A 15,195-nucleotide genomic window follows, 5' to 3' on the forward strand; every position below is an offset into this window, starting at 1 on the left:
GCTTTATGGTAGAAAGTGTAAAAAAGCAGACATTATCAGGAGTTAAGTGGACAGCGCTGGAACAATTTAGTACACAAGCCATCACTTTTGTCCTTGGAGTTATACTTGCTCGCATATTATCACCATCTGATTATGGTACAATAGGTGTATTGGCTGTTTTTATGGCTGTGTCACAAACATTCATAGACAGTGGTTTTGGCCAAGCCTTGATACGTAAACCTGATCTAAAAGATATAGATTGTAACACTGTGTTCTATTTTAATATAGGCATATCCATATTGTGCTATATTATACTTTTTATATGTTCACCTTTCATTGCAGAATTTTTCAATATGCCAATATTAAACCGTATTGTAAAAATATATTGTGTAATATTGGTGATTGGCGCATTAGAATCAGTACAGATTAGTCGACTGACTATTAATCTTAATTTTAAGGCTCTTGCTAAAGTTAATGTAGCTTCAACATTCGTATCTGGTATTATTGGCTTATCACTGGCTTATCTTGGGTATGGTGTTTGGGCTCTTGTTTGGCAAAGTGTTTTGTCGAGGATTTTTCATGTTATTATGATTTGGAGTGTTGCAAGGTGGCATCCACAGTTTGCTTTTTCAAAGAATTCTTTTGATAATCTTTTTGGTTTTGGCAGTAAATTGTTAGCTGGAGGATTACTATGGCAAATGTATTCAAATTTAATTCCTATTATCATTGGGAAATTTTTTACAGCAAAAGATCTTGGTTTCTATAACAGAGGTACAAGTTTAGCACAATTGCCAAGCGGAACAATAATGGGAGTGTTGGAAAAAGTTACATTTCCTATACTTGCCAAATTGCAGAATGATACGGGGCATTTAATATTTATCTATCGAAAATACATTAAAAGCTCCTCTATGGCAATAATGTTTTGCTTGTTGCTGCTTGCTGCTCTTGCAAAACCAATAGTCTTGATTCTTCTTACAGAAAAGTGGGTTGACTGTGTTGTTTATTTGCAAATCTTCATTTTTGCTGAAATGTTTGATCATGTGCAAAAACTTAATTTGAATCTGTTAAAGGTTACAGGTCGTAGTGATTATGTGCTAAAATTAGAAATATATAAGCGAACTATATCAGTCGCAATAATTGTCATATCAGCCTATTGGGGTGTGATAGGAATTTGTGCATCAAGAGTGATTATTGCACAAATTTCGTTGGCTTTTAATACTTATTATACAGGTAAATTATTCGGGATGGGCTATTTTGCTCAAGTGAGAGATTTTATGCCTTACGCATTGTTAAGTATCATTGCTTGTGCACCCTCTTATATTTTGACCTTTCTACCTATATCAAACTGGATAATGTTAATATTAGGTGGTATGTCTGCCCCTTTTATATATATATTAATATTGCATGTCAAGCATGATGAGGCATATATGGAATTTGTTAAGCCTGTTATAAGCAAATATAAATTGCGTAAACAAAGAATATGAATTTTATAAAACACATATTTGAGATTGTACTGAATCTTCAAGAACATTATGATTTGCATAAATGCAGGCTGTATGATGTTAAGCGTGCACCTTCAAAAGTCATTTTGAAAAAAGCTGCAGAGATTAGAAAGAAGAATATTATAAAAGTTGCTTTTGTGGTTTATGATATCTCAAAATGGAAATCTGAGGAATTATATCTTCAAATGCTGGAACATCCCCGCTTTGAACCAGTGTTAGTTCCTGTAATGTGTTACCATGGAGATTATGTTGAAAGCACAAGGCAGTTTGATAAATGTATGGAAACTCTCAAAGCAAAGAATTATAAGTATATTGTTGGTAGCCCCCATGTTGATATTGATGATTTAGTACGGCCTGATATTGTGTTTTATGGCGAATTGTATGATGGATTATTTGATAAACAATATGCATTCTTATACAACACGAAAAGAACTTCATTAGCTTGCTATGTACCATATTGTTTTCGTAATACCAACATTCCAGAAACTATTAATCATTTAGAGAACAATCTTGTGTGGATGGGCTTTGTAGAAAATAATTATACGTTGGAGGATTTTCGTCCGATAATGACCAATAATGCGGTGAATCATTATGTGACAGGACTTCCTATTCAAGACTCTTTTATAAAAGCATTCCAGAATCATCAAGATGTATGGAAAATTCAGAGGACTAATAAAAAATGTATTATTTGGGCTCCGTCTCATACAATTAAAGGTGAAAATTTGCGAAATGCATACGAGCAATCTACATTCTTAGACATTGCTGATGAAATGTTGCAGTTGGTTGAGAAATATAAAGATTCTATTCAATGGGCATTCAAGCCTCACCCAGTACTTAAGCGTAAGCTAATACAAGTTTGGGGGCAAGAGCGAACAGATGCATACTATGCTAAGTGGGCAGAGTTGGATAATACCCAGTTAGAAGAGGGGCAATATGTTGATCTTTTTATGGGTAGTGATGCTTTGATTCATGATTGTATGTCCTTTATGGTTGAGTATATGTATACAGAAAAACCTCTCCTGTTTTTGAGTAATGGTCATGATAATATGAATATATGCAACACACAAACAAAAGAAGCATTTAAGTTACACTATAAAGGTGCAACTATTGAAGAAGTTGAGACGTTTCTTTTAAATATTGTTATGGATGAATATGATGATTTGAAAACAAAACGAGTTGAATACAAGAAAAAGTACCTAACTCCACCTAACAATCGCTCTTCATCACAAAACATTATTGACGCAATATTGGGTTGATTTGATAATTAATTTTTTTATAAAAAATGCAACTTTTATTTATTATAAAAAAAGCTGTTATCAAGTTTTTCGTTATAATCGACTACTTGAAACAACTGACACAATATACTTGTAGAATTGTCATCAGGCGAAAACTTGCAAATGTTCGTGTTTTGAATACTGAAGATTCCATCGATTATATTATTAGGAACAGATGTAGTCTGAGTCGTTATGGCGATGGCGAGTTCTCTATGGCTTGGCAGTATATTACTGGTAAGCGGTATATGAACGAATCATATTTTCAACAATATGACAAGGAGTTAGGGAAACGCCTTGCAGAGATATTGCAACAAACAAATTTTGATAATACTAAACATGCTGTGGGGATTTCATATTCTTATTATAATGGTTTAAGAGGGTTGGTTTTTGATGCGAGAAGATATTTGATGTATTTCATTAATAGCCATCATAGTTTGCTTTTGTCTAGTATCAATATAGATAGACTGTATTTAAATTCTGAACTTACACGTTTTTATATTACAAGAAAAGACAAAAAGAGATCACGTAAGGTTATTCAACAAATGTCTAAAATCTGGGAGGGTAGAAATATTTGTTTTATAGAAGGCGAAAAATCTAGATTGGGGATAGGCAACGATTTATTCGAAAATGTAAAATCTGTTAAAAGAATTTTATGCCCAGCAGAGGGTGCATATGATAAGTACAACGAAATAATAAACAAAGCGAAAGAACAACCTAAAGATACTTTATTCTTATTGGCTTTAGGAATGACAGCTACAGTAATGGCCTATGATTTGAGCTTATATGGGCTTCAGGCTATCGACTTAGGACACGTAGATATTGAATACGAGTGGATGAGAATGGGTGTAAAACAAAAAGTACCGGTACCTAACAAATACACTAATGAAGTTGAAGGCGGAAAACAACCGGGAAACATCGTGAATACAATCTACGAAACACAAATTATTGCACGAATAGGCTGTTAATTCATTTATTTATGATACACATAGGATTATGCGCTGACGATAAATTTGCTTTGCCATTAGGTGTTTGCATTACCTCAATTTTTGAAACAAATAAAGCAAATGATGTATTTGTTCATGTTTTAACAAAGGGGTTATCTCAAGTGAATATAGCTAAGTTGAATGAAACTTCAAAGCGATATAATCAACATATCGATATTCATTTGATAGAGGATACAATCTTTGATGGTTTCCCCATTTCGAAACTGTTCCCTAAGGCAATATATTTCAGGTATCTTTTTGCAGATATACTGTCAAAAAATATAAAAAAAATATTATATATAGATTGCGACACTATTGTATTGCAAAGTGTGGCGGATTTATATAATGTAGATATAACAGACTCACCTATAGCCGCAGTAGAAGACCGAAATGGTGATGATATCCTTGACCGAAATCGTATTGAGATTTATGATGGCAATTATTTTAATTCTGGTGTTCTTTTAATGAATCTTGAATATTGGAGACATAATGAGAGTTTCAAGCAATTATCGAAGTTCATTACAGACAATCCTAGTAAATGTCTGTGGCCAGACCAAGACGCTTTAAATATAATTTTTCATAACGAGGTTGTTTGGCTTCCTTTTAAATATAATTTTTTAATATCCTTCTTTGATTCATTTGACTCGTATAGGTTACATAAGAAAAAGTGGGCCTCAATATTAGATTCGTCTAATTGTATTGTAATTCTTCATTATGCCACAAAAGAAAAACCTTGGTATAATGATAGCAAGCATCCACTAACTTTTATTTGGAGATACTTCTATAGCAAAAGCGTATGGAATTCTGTAACTTTAAAAAATAATCGTAGTTTGACAGATATTCTTTATACAATATACAAAACAAAGGTATTAAAATGGCCAATGTATACTATTAATCCATTGATGAAAGATGCAATAGAAAAGTTGAGGCAAGATTATACTTTAAAGAATTAAGGCTATGAAAGAAAAATCTATGAAGTGTCCAGTTGTTTCTATATTAGTTCCAGCATATAATGCATCAGCCTTTCTTTCTCAATGTATGGAAAGCATTGTCAATCAAACTTATCCTAATCTGCAAGTAGTTGTGGTGGATGATGGGTCAAAGGATAGTACGTTAGTGATTGCGGAGCAGTATGCCGCAAAATATCCTTGCGTGGAGGTGTATCATCAGGAAAATGCTGGAGTGGCAGAAGCACGTAACAAACTCCTTTCGTTAGCTAAGGGTGATTATGTGCTTTTTGTGGATAGTGATGATTGGATAGAGTATGATATGGTGGAACGTATGCTCTGTACAATTAATGAGCTAAGAGTAGATATTGCAGTTTGTGGTTGTATAAAGGTAAAAGATGATAAGCAGACATATTGTCCAGTGACCTATAGTCGACAAATACTTGAAGGTCAGGAAAATATTATCAGAGCATTGCTCTTTCATAAAGAATTAAATGGTTCGCTTTGGAATAAATTGGTTCCTCGCAAGTTTTATGAAGGTCTCACTTTCCGAAAAGATATATGGTATGGTGAGGATTGCTTATTTTTTTGGCAAGCACTTAATCGTGGGGTAGAGAAGATTTGTTATGTCACAGAATGTTTTTACCATTATCGTATGAATAACCAAAGCATATCGCATGAGCCATTCAATTATAAAAAGATTACAGGTCATGAAGTTTGGAAACAAATAAACAATGATGTGCAAGTGAATTGGTCTGCACTTTCAGATTTAGGCAAGGCTGCTTATGCAGTATCAGATATGTGGTTGTTGTATTATGCAGCTGGGGCTGGATATAAAAAAGATGATTATATTAAGATATATCAATCAAATGTTAGAAGTCATCTTAGAAAAATATATAGCTCTGGATTAATAGCAAAAAAGAAGTTTTTATTTGCTATGTTAGTTGCTTATAGTTATAGATTAGGTGGTTTTGTGGTAAAGCATGTAGGGTAATTTATGAAACGAACAAAAGTTTGTATTTTGCAAAACGGGTTGGCAAGAGGTGGTACAGATACATTTGTGGTAAATTTATGCAAAAGAATAGATAAATCTAATTTTGAGATTGTTGTAGTAAATTGTAATAATCAACCTAAATGTATTGTCAGAGAACAAGATGTTCTTTCGCAAGGCGTCAAAATAGAGCATACAGGTGACTTGCTGGGTTTGAGAAATAAGTTAATGCATTATTGGCGACTTTATAAAATCTTAAAGAAAGGCAAATTTGAGTTTTTTCAAACAAATATAGATCTTCAAAATGGACCTCAATTATTGGTGGCAAAATTGGCAGGTATACCAGTAAGGATATGTCACTCACATAATACACAGCAACAAGCAGAAGTTATTAATAGTAGGTCATTATCACTTCGCATATATCAGAATGTAATGCGATGGTTGTGTTGGAATTGTTCAACTAGACGTTGTGGATGCAGTGAAGAAGCAATGGAATTTTTGTTTAAAGGCAGGCAATGGAGGCAAAATGAATATCCATCTGTTATCTATAACGGTATTGATATCGTTCATTTTAGAAAGCATATTGATATTGAAGCTAAGAAGTCGGAACTTAGGCTTTCGAAGAAGAAGCATATACTTACTGTGGGGCAAATGGTATTGCAGAAGAATCCAGAGTTTATAGTTAAATGCATATCATCCTATCTTAAAAAGAATAATGACTCTGATTTCGTATGGATTGGTGTGGGGCCAGAAAAAGAACGAATAGATAAATGGTTAGTAGAAACAGGAATGGCAGACAGATTTCATTTCCTTGGTTCTCGAAACGATGTAAACGAAGTGATGCAATGCTGCGACTGCTTTTTCCTGCCAAGCCATTTTGAAGGGTTGGGTATAGTTATGATAGAAGCTCAAGCTGCAGGTCTTTCATGTGTTGTGTCTACAGCTATCCCACCTCTTGCAAATTGTGGAAAAGTGGAATATGTTTCGCTCGATGATTCATACAATAATTGGCATTCTGCTATAGATAGAGCCATTGAGAATAAATCAACAATTAACGAAGATACTTTGCAAAAGTTCTCGATTGAGAATATGGCAAAGCAAATGACACAAGTATTTACAGTAAAATGATATGAGAATAGTATTTGTTAATCTCCATGCAGATTGGATGTTATTAAAAACATCATCTGTAATGGTATATAAGTTTTCACCTGCTATCAAACATGGTTATCTCTTGAACTATCTTTTACGACATCCCGAGTATGAGGTATGCAATTATATAAACGATAGAGGATTCTCACTATTAACAAAGGGAAATAGTGTTTTATTGAAATTCTTGAATTTATTCAGCATATTAGAGAACATAATTATCTTGAGCAAAAATAACATTGAACGCAAGAAGATAACTGTAATAACAAATCCAAAGGATATTCGTCCTGACGATATTGTAATAGCGTATAACTTCCACCATGAGCATTATCGTGGCTTGGAGAATGTGAAAGGCTTCAAGGCTTTGAGTATGCTTCATTTTCATGGTATATCAGAGGAGGATAAGTTGATAGAGAAGGCAAATGTGGATTGTTATTTCAATGAGGTTAATCTGCGGAAGACCTCAGAGCTATTCCTTCATTTTTACCATCAGGAGCATCCTTGGATTGTGATACCATTCGTGTTTGCTCAGCGTTTCCATAACAAGAAGCCTTTTGCAGAGCGTCAAAACAAAGCATTTTCGGTAGGTACAATTACATATAAAGTGCACAAGGAGTATTTTGAGGTATACGATGAAAGTTGTTTACAACCTGTTAGGAAGTTCGTAAAAGATAATCCTGAGTTCTTCAATGATACCATAGATTGCTATAGTGAAGATTACCTTGAAGGTGATGAGGGTAAGAAGGTTAAGACTACAGACAATAAACTAGTAGTATTATATAAGAAGATTTACAATCGCTTCCATACAGGTCAGCAAAAAAAGTATTTCTCGTTTGATATGGTTGAGAAGTTCAATGACTACAAGATGTGTATCGTAGGTGAAGAGCGTATTGGCTTGCCTGGTATAGGGTTCGTAGAGGGTATGGCTTGTGGTGCTGCATATCTTGGTATTGATTCACCTATGTATCGTGACTATGGTCTTATTCCTGGCACTCATTACATTGCTTACGATGGTACAAAGGAAGGACTGCGTAAGACAATTGAATACTATCAGATGCCAGAGCATCAGGAGGAACTTGAACGTATAGCAACGACTGGTTGTGAGTTCGTACGTATAAAATTCCAAGGAGATGTGGTTGCAGAGCATCTATTCAAGGAACTTGTTCGCCTTCGCGATGAGAAGTTAGCAAAGAAATGAATATTTTGGTTTGTCTTATTAGAAAAATAGTAAACCATTGCAATGGTTATGTAAAAAATCGTAGGTAATAATGTGTGTACACTTCCCCAGTAGCAGAAAAGTTAAATCATATAATTTCAACTTTGCCTCATTTCAATGAGACTGTCTATAAATTGGGTTATGGTTTTGTAGAATACATATTACTTTTTGCATATTGCGTTTTGATGGTATATTTCTGCAACCGATTTTTGCCAACTCTTACAGGTGGAATTAAACAAAATAGAAATTCAATATAATCGCTATGCGTAAACTACATATCGTAATGCCTATGGCTGGTGATGGTTCTCGTTTTCTGAAGGAGGGATGGAACACCCCGAAGCCACTTATTCAACTTCATGGTAAGGAACTCTTCTTGCGCGCTATTGGTAGTGTTAGCGAAAAGGACATTGAGATGAAGTATAGCTTTATTGTTCGTCAGGAACATATCGACAAGTACCACATTGACGAAGGTATTAAAAGTATCTTGCCAGATGCCAACATCTTCTCAGTACTTAAGACTACGCGTGGAGCAGTTGAGACCTGCCTCATGGCCGAAAGCTCCATCGCCGACAACGATGCTGTTATCGTGATGGACTGCGATCTCGAATTTCGCAGCAAGCGCTTCATTGAGATTATCAAAGAGGAACTTTCGCAAGGGACAAAAGACAAGGGACAAGAGACAACAATCAACGGGGGAGCCTTGGTTTCTTTCGAGAGCAATGAGCCACGCTACAGTTATGCCGCCCTTGGCGAGGATGGCAATGTAGTTCGTACTGCTGAGAAGGAAGTTATCAGTAATCACGCCCTCTGTGGCGCCTACTTCTTTAGCAGTGGCAAGACCTTCAAAAACATAGCCCATCGCTTACTTGATGAACCCGAATTCAAAAAGCCCGAGTACTATGTGTCACTACTCTACAACTATCTTCTTGCTGATGGTGCACGTGTGCGTTTAGCGCCCATGGAGGAGTACTATAGTTATGGTACTCCTGAGGAGTTAAAGCGATATTTGCAATCTGATTATAGTAAATAATTGATAATGAATGCGCTACTTCGTACATCCGCCTGTAACTAGGATAGTAAGCTTATAAGCATCATTACTCCTGTATATAATGCCGAGAAGTACCTTGATGACTGTGTGCAAAGTGTGCTTAAGCAAGACTATAGTCATTGGGAACTGATATTGGTTGATGATGGCAGTTCGGATGAAAGCCCCTCTATATGCGATGCTTATGCTGCCCAGAATGTAAGAATACGTGTTATTCATCAGAAAAATGCTGGATCTGGTGCCGCACGTAATAAAGGTATGGAGACTGCTAAAGGTGATTATCTTTGTTTCTTGGATAGTGATGACTATCTTACGTCTAACGGTGTCTCAGGATTGGTTGCTGGTGCTTTGAAATTTCCTTATGCAAACTATATTAAGGGTGACTATGTGTTGTCTAATAAGATAGATGTAGTTGACCATATCTGTTTGAGACGATATCCATATAGTTATACAGTGTATACTGGACCAGAGTTCTTGCGTACCATCATACACAAACATGCGTATACAATTGGAACGCTATATGAAGTAGAGTACTTAAGGAAATATAATATAACTTGGCCTGAAGGTATATTCATGAATGAGGATCAAGTATTTACGCTTCGTTACTGCTTGCATGGTTATGGAGTACATGTACAGCACGTTTCTTATGTGGTGAGACGTGATGAACAGAATGAAAATTCATTGTCTAATACTATAGATTATCGTAAGTTGCTGGGTATGATAAAAGTAATAGAATACGATAGAGTTTGTGCTTTAATGTCGAATGATAGTACATACATTAAGGAGGCTAACGATTGGCAATGGATGATACACTGCGGTAGCATTGCTTTAGTAAGACGTGTTGAATGTGCTAAACGCATGGAGGTGCTAAATGCGATGCGTAAGTCTTTAGGTCGTATTGCTATAAAGAAGACTTCATTAAAGAACACTATATACACTAGTTTGTACAATTATGCCCCTTGGTTGCTGGTTTGGTTGATGAACTGTGTATCACGTAAATAGGGTATATGCTTAAACTATTAATAACCGACTTCGACGGCACTCTCGTTGATACCTTCGAGGCCAACCTATTAGCCTACCAGCAAGCATTTGCTGAGGTGGGCTTGACGCTAACTACCGACGAGTATTCCCGTTGCTACGGTCTGCGTTTCGATGTCTTCATGCAGGCTATGGGCGTGTTCGATAAAGAAACGGCTACGAAGATAAAAGAAGCGAAAGCAGCTGTATACCCACAGCATTTCGATGCGCTCAGAGTAAATAAGGCATTGGCACAACTACTCCTCACTTTCCGCAAGAGCGGAGGTAAGATAGCAGTGGCATCAACTGCACGCGAGAAGAATTTGATGGCTGCTCTGAAGCATATTGGCATGGCGGACTGCTGGGACTATATCGTGGCAGGTGAACAGGTGCCAGTGGGTAAGCCCGATCCATTTATATACACGCATGTGCTGCAACACTTCGATATCTCAGCTAATGAAGCTATGGCTTTCGAGGATTCCCCTGTGGGCATGGCGGCGGCGGAACGAGCAGGACTGCAGTATATGCAAATAACAGAAGCATTTTATGGAAATTGAAGTAAAAGGACATAGCGGTTGCCAGATTGATGTGGTGAACGACACCGATGGTAAGGTATATGTGTATAAATCGACTGCCGACCCTAAGTATTTACAACGCTTGGCGTTACAAGCCGAGAAGCAGCAGGTGGCGGCCAAAACAAAGCACCAGCATATTCGTGTGCCGGGGATTTTTGCGATCAAGCGTACCGATAAGACCACGATTGTGAAGATGGAGTACGTCTACTCACGCAACTTTATCGAGTTCTTCGAGCAGGCTGGTTTTGAGCAGGTCAACTACCTTATTGCCGCCCTCAAGTCGTTTGTGGAGTGGGAGATATCACAGTGCGAAATGACCACTGTGAGTGCCGATGTCTTTCGCACAAAGTTCGCGGAGATTGCAGAAAAGGTATCGGTCAACCCTCTTTATAAGGGTAACGAACAGATTGCTGATGTCATGCAGTGTGCCGAAAAGGTTTTTGATGAGTTGGCCGACCTCACGATTCCAGTGGGCACCTGCCATGGTGACCTCACTTTTAGCAACATCCTCTTCAATGGTAACAACTACTACCTTATCGACTTTCTTGATAGTTTCATTGAGACGCCCTTGCAGGACATAGTGAAGCTTCGTCAAGACACCCGTTACCGTTGGTCGCAACTTATGTATACGAAAGAGTATGATGCTATGCGCTTGGGTATTGTGCTGGACAAGATAGATGCGGCCATTGATGCGCATTTCTCTGCACATTATGACTGGTATCGTCAGTATATCAATGTGATGCAGCTCATGAATATGTTGCGCATTCTGCCCTATGCCCATGAAGAAAAGGTGGTGCAGTATTTGGTCAATGTACTCAGCAGCCTTGTTGATAAGGGACAAGGGACGGGAGATAAAGGACATGGGACAAGGAATAAGAGGCAGGAGTTTAGAGATATGGGACAGCGTACACTGATTATGCCCATTGCCTCCAACAAACCCGACTATGCCTATCGTATGCCTCGCGTGTTTCAGATGGCAGAGGATGGCACTATGATGTGTATACATGCTTTGCTGAGTCTTGACTTGACAAAGTATGATCATATCTATATCACTACACTTCGTACTTTGGACGAGCGCTACTCCATCGGTGAGATGCTTCGCTTGCAGTTTAAGATTAAAGGAATTCAGAATGCCGAGGTCGTGGTGCTCGATGAACCTACAACTTCGCAGCCTGAGACTATCTACCGCACCATCCAGCAGAAGCAGATAATAGGTAGCATCTTCATTAAGGATGCTGACTGCAATTTCGTTGGTGAAGATACAAAAGATAATGCCATTGTCGTCTATCCCCTAGAGCAACTCGACTGGGTGAACCCCAAGAATAAGAGTTATGTGAATGTGGATGATCAGTACTACATCACCAATATTATAGAGAAACGAATCGTGAGTCATTACTTCACTGCCGGCGGCTATAGTTTTGCCGATGTTACCACTTTCTGTCGTTATTACGAACGTTTCGCAGGACAAAAAGGTCTCTACCTCTCACACTTGATTTACACCATGCTCCTCGATCAACATACCTTCCGCCCTGTGATGGCTAAGGCATATGAGGATTTTGAATTCAAATATTAAGCACGGAATATGGCTGCCGTACAACATATAATTTTCGACAGAGACAAGACGCAAATCATCAAGGGAATCGCTATTTTGACAATGATTATCCATCATTGCATAGCTATTCCTACAGGTTCTACATTACTCGACATGTTTGGAGCTTCGATGAAAATATGTATCTCGTACTTCACCTTTCTGATTGGTTTTGGCTATGCTTTCTCTAAGCAGAGAACTATAGCTGGTGGGTTGCATCGTGCTTTTAAACTACTGGTACAGTTTTGGCTGTTGCTCATCCCTGTGTTTATTCCTCTGTATGTAATAGGGGGTGGAAAATTAACGGTGTATCAAATTATTACAAATATGTTTGGCTTAGAATCTAACTTGCATCATTTTAGTTGGTATCTCTATTATTATATCTATGCTATGATTGTAATGCCATTTGCTTCAAAAACGATGGATAGATGGGGATGGAAAGCCTTAATAGGTGTGATTGTTTTTAGTTTTGTGTTGGAGTGTAGTGTACATATTATTCCTAATTGGACTGATAACATCTTCACTCAAGCAGCCTTTGATTGTTTTTTTAACTCACCATTATTGTTTTTGGGATACTACATGGCACGTTACAATAGTTATAGACGCATAAATCTTACAAAGAAGCATACCTTACCATTGGTTCTGCTCTTTGTAGTAGTGATTGCTGCAGTAATTTATAAACGAGTTGTAGTCGGTTTTATGCTTGACTTTATATATATCCCATTAATCCTGCTCTCAGTACTAGGTATCTTCACATTATATAAATTGGAGATAGTTCGCAAGGTACTGATGCACTTTGGTGATATGTCGATGCCCATGTGGTTTATTCATGCTTTGTTCATAATGCCTTTGGTTACTGCTTATTGGGTAAATTACATTGTAGGTAGTAATCCTTGGTTGAAATTTGTAATAGTTGTACCATTATCTTATTTGTTAGCTTTTTTATATGACAAGTTGACAAGACCGATTGTAAAACGAATATAGTTTATTAATGATTGCTGAATTCTATCAAAGTTTTTTCTTAGTAATATTGTTTTTTTTGTCAGTATCTGTTGTTAATAAGAATAATTCATCATTGTGCTATTATGGTGGTGATGGCATAATCTCTACCAATAAACAGAGCAAGCTTTTAATGTGGGGTGTTGTTCTGTTTATTGGACTACGACCTGTTCATACTGTATTCGCAGATACAATAGGGTATGTTATGCGTTATGAAAACGAGATTGCCATGCCTGCTTCATGGAATGAAGTTTATTATTCTGAAGATATAAGAAATGAGTGGTTATGGCATTTTATATTAATGGCTTGTGCTAGGTTGGGTTTACCGTCATGGGGTTGGCTGACAATTGTGGCTTTGGGTTATGTTGGTTTTGCTTTATGGGGTATCAAGAGAATTTTTCAGGCAAATCATACTTATATTGCTTTCCTCTTTTTCATTAGTGCGTTTAGTTTTTTTTCTTATGCAGTCAATGGATTGCGAAATGGGTTGTCATTTAGTGTAGTCATATTGGCTTTAACTTATTTAGACGATAATAAACGAGATCTGATAAAGTTTGGAATATTGTCTTTTATTGCATACAATATACATCATACTGCACTTTTACCTCTTGCTTGTATGGCAATCTCTCATTTTGGGTTAAAGAGTAATAAAATTGCATTTTATGTATGGTTTCTTTCAATTCCTGTATCATTGTTTGCACATAGTTTCTTTGAGGCAATACTGATTGATTTAGCCCCAGATGATAGGTTGGCGGATAATTTATCGGCTCAGTATTCTGGTAGTATTGATTCAGGTTTCTCTCGTTCGGGCTTTAGATGGGACTTCTTGTTGTATAGTGTTATGCCTATAATTTTATCATATTTTGTTGTATTCAAAAACAATGTAACCGATAAAACGTATACGCTTTTATTAAATACATATTTGCTTTGTAATGCGTTCTGGATCCTTGTTATTAGAGCATCTTTCTCAAATAGATTTGCATACTTGTCTTGGTTTATTTATCCGATTGTGCTAGCTTATCCTCTATTAGAATTAGATTTTACCGAAAATCAAAGAAAATGGATATCGAATATATTGCTGGCTCATTTAGGATTTACAGCTTTTATGCATTTTATATTCTATTGAATTATGAAAAAGAAACCTCGTATAAGCGTAATTATTGGCATATACAATTGTGCCTCTACTCTGGCAGAAGCGTTAGATTCGATGTATGCGCAGACGTATCAGGACTTTAAACTGATATTGTGCGACGATGGGTCAAAGGACAATACATTTGAAGTGGCAGCGGAATATGCAGAAAAGCATGATAATATTTTGCTGATAAAGAACTCATACAATAAAGGACTTAATGCCACGTTGAATCACTGTTTGGAGCATGCGGACACTGAGTTTGTAGCTCGTATGGATGGTGATGACAGGTCGTTGCCTCATAGATTTGAGAAGGAGGTGAAGTTTTTGGATGAGCATCCAGAGTATGCTATTGTTAGTGGTCCGATGCATTACTTTGACGAGCAAGGTGTGTTTATGAAGGGTAAGGGTAAGGGCATTGTGACAAAGCAAGATTTTATTGCGGGTACTCCTTTTTGTCATGCACCTTGTATGGTGCGGAAAGAGGCATACGATAAGGTGGACGGATATACAGTTGACCCTAAACTGTTGCGTGTTGAAGACTACCATTTATGGTTCAAAATGTATGCAGCAGGATATAAGGGATATATGCTAGAGGAGCCAATCTATGAGATGCGAGATAGTCGCGATGCTGTGGCTCGCAGAACGTTTAAGAGTAGGTTGAATGAAGCTTATGTGAAATATATAGGGTATAAGATGATTGGGTTACCTTGGTGGACGCAAGTTTATTGCTTAGTGCCAATTATCAAGGGATTAATACCAAATAAGGTATATAAATGGCTGCATAAAAGAATACAACATTAA

The 15,195-nt window shown here is 37.0% G+C and carries 14 protein-coding genes; all 14 read left to right on the plus strand.

Annotated elements, in window-relative coordinates; translation table 11 throughout:
- Positions 1–5 precede the first annotated feature (5 nt).
- The 14 genes from BQ7997_RS22230 (at position 6) to BQ7997_RS22300 (ending at position 15,195) form a co-directional block, all read left to right on the plus strand.
- Positions 6–1,463 (plus strand): lipopolysaccharide biosynthesis protein, encoded by a 1,458-nt coding sequence (locus BQ7997_RS22230; protein WP_073348093.1) that lies wholly within the window; start codon positions 6–8, stop codon positions 1,461–1,463.
- Positions 1,460–2,737 carry a CDP-glycerol glycerophosphotransferase family protein gene (locus tag BQ7997_RS22235; protein ID WP_073348094.1) on the plus strand — a complete coding sequence of 426 codons (1,278 nt, stop codon included), beginning with the start codon at positions 1,460–1,462 and terminating at the stop codon, positions 2,735–2,737. Before BQ7997_RS22230 ends, BQ7997_RS22235 begins: the two co-directional genes overlap by 4 nt.
- Before the next feature lie 86 nt (positions 2,738–2,823).
- Entirely contained in the window at positions 2,824–3,720 is an 897-nt protein-coding gene (locus BQ7997_RS22240; protein WP_159436789.1) for a GT-D fold domain-containing glycosyltransferase, read from the plus strand.
- A gap of 11 nt (positions 3,721–3,731) precedes the next feature.
- Positions 3,732–4,691 carry a glycosyltransferase family 8 protein gene (locus BQ7997_RS22245; protein ID WP_073348095.1) on the plus strand — a complete coding sequence of 320 codons (960 nt, stop codon included), beginning with the start codon at positions 3,732–3,734 and terminating at the stop codon, positions 4,689–4,691.
- Between the two features lie 4 nt (positions 4,692–4,695).
- On the plus strand, positions 4,696–5,679 hold the full coding sequence (locus BQ7997_RS22250; protein WP_073348096.1) for a glycosyltransferase family 2 protein: 984 nt from the start codon (positions 4,696–4,698) through the stop codon (positions 5,677–5,679).
- 3 nt (positions 5,680–5,682) lie between these two features.
- Complete coding sequence (locus tag BQ7997_RS22255; protein ID WP_083589331.1) at positions 5,683–6,804, plus strand: glycosyltransferase; 1,122 nt, start codon at positions 5,683–5,685, stop codon at positions 6,802–6,804.
- 1 nt (position 6,805) lies between these two features.
- Entirely contained in the window at positions 6,806–8,020 is a 1,215-nt protein-coding gene (locus tag BQ7997_RS22260; RefSeq protein ID WP_073348098.1) for a glycosyltransferase, read from the plus strand.
- A 280-nt stretch (positions 8,021–8,300) separates the two neighbouring features.
- Complete coding sequence (locus BQ7997_RS22265) at positions 8,301–9,068, plus strand: glycosyltransferase family 2 protein (protein ID WP_073348099.1); 768 nt, start codon at positions 8,301–8,303, stop codon at positions 9,066–9,068.
- A gap of 63 nt (positions 9,069–9,131) precedes the next feature.
- The gene (locus BQ7997_RS22270) at positions 9,132–10,085 is read left to right on the plus strand and encodes a glycosyltransferase family 2 protein (protein ID WP_262481158.1); all 954 of its coding nucleotides are present in this window, start codon (positions 9,132–9,134) and stop codon (positions 10,083–10,085) included.
- Positions 10,086–10,090: 5 nt separating this feature from the next.
- The gene (locus BQ7997_RS22275; protein ID WP_073348101.1) at positions 10,091–10,657 is read left to right on the plus strand and encodes an HAD family hydrolase; all 567 of its coding nucleotides are present in this window, start codon (positions 10,091–10,093) and stop codon (positions 10,655–10,657) included.
- A gap of 31 nt (positions 10,658–10,688) precedes the next feature.
- Positions 10,689–12,248 (plus strand): phosphotransferase, encoded by a 1,560-nt coding sequence (locus BQ7997_RS25960; RefSeq protein ID WP_235817340.1) that lies wholly within the window; start codon positions 10,689–10,691, stop codon positions 12,246–12,248.
- 9 nt (positions 12,249–12,257) lie between these two features.
- Complete coding sequence (locus BQ7997_RS22290) at positions 12,258–13,247, plus strand: acyltransferase family protein (RefSeq protein ID WP_073348102.1); 990 nt, start codon at positions 12,258–12,260, stop codon at positions 13,245–13,247.
- A gap of 7 nt (positions 13,248–13,254) precedes the next feature.
- Positions 13,255–14,388, plus strand: coding sequence for an EpsG family protein (locus tag BQ7997_RS22295; protein WP_073348103.1), 1,134 nt, complete (start codon positions 13,255–13,257; stop codon positions 14,386–14,388).
- 3 nt (positions 14,389–14,391) lie between these two features.
- Positions 14,392–15,195, plus strand: coding sequence for a glycosyltransferase family 2 protein (locus tag BQ7997_RS22300; RefSeq protein ID WP_073348104.1), 804 nt, complete (start codon positions 14,392–14,394; stop codon positions 15,193–15,195).

The organism is Bacteroides congonensis, from assembly GCF_900130125.1.
In the GTDB taxonomy this organism is placed as follows: domain Bacteria; phylum Bacteroidota; class Bacteroidia; order Bacteroidales; family Bacteroidaceae; genus Bacteroides; species Bacteroides congonensis.

Bases quoted from the DNA above. Each gene is read 5' to 3' on its own strand.
- BQ7997_RS22230 (WP_073348093.1), top strand. From the start codon at position 6: ATGGTAGAAAGTGTAAAAAAGCAGACATTATCAGGAGTTAAGTGGACA.
- BQ7997_RS22235 (WP_073348094.1), top strand. From the start codon at position 1,460: ATGAATTTTATAAAACACATATTTGAGATTGTACTGAATCTTCAAGAA.
- BQ7997_RS22245 (WP_073348095.1), top strand. From the start codon at position 3,732: ATGATACACATAGGATTATGCGCTGACGATAAATTTGCTTTGCCATTA.
- BQ7997_RS22250 (WP_073348096.1), top strand. From the start codon at position 4,696: ATGAAAGAAAAATCTATGAAGTGTCCAGTTGTTTCTATATTAGTTCCA.
- BQ7997_RS22255 (WP_083589331.1), top strand. From the start codon at position 5,683: ATGAAACGAACAAAAGTTTGTATTTTGCAAAACGGGTTGGCAAGAGGT.
- BQ7997_RS22260 (WP_073348098.1), top strand. From the start codon at position 6,806: ATGAGAATAGTATTTGTTAATCTCCATGCAGATTGGATGTTATTAAAA.
- BQ7997_RS22265 (WP_073348099.1), top strand. From the start codon at position 8,301: ATGCGTAAACTACATATCGTAATGCCTATGGCTGGTGATGGTTCTCGT.
- BQ7997_RS22275 (WP_073348101.1), top strand. From the start codon at position 10,091: ATGCTTAAACTATTAATAACCGACTTCGACGGCACTCTCGTTGATACC.
- BQ7997_RS22290 (WP_073348102.1), top strand. From the start codon at position 12,258: ATGGCTGCCGTACAACATATAATTTTCGACAGAGACAAGACGCAAATC.
- BQ7997_RS22295 (WP_073348103.1), top strand. From the start codon at position 13,255: ATGATTGCTGAATTCTATCAAAGTTTTTTCTTAGTAATATTGTTTTTT.
- BQ7997_RS22300 (WP_073348104.1), top strand. From the start codon at position 14,392: ATGAAAAAGAAACCTCGTATAAGCGTAATTATTGGCATATACAATTGT.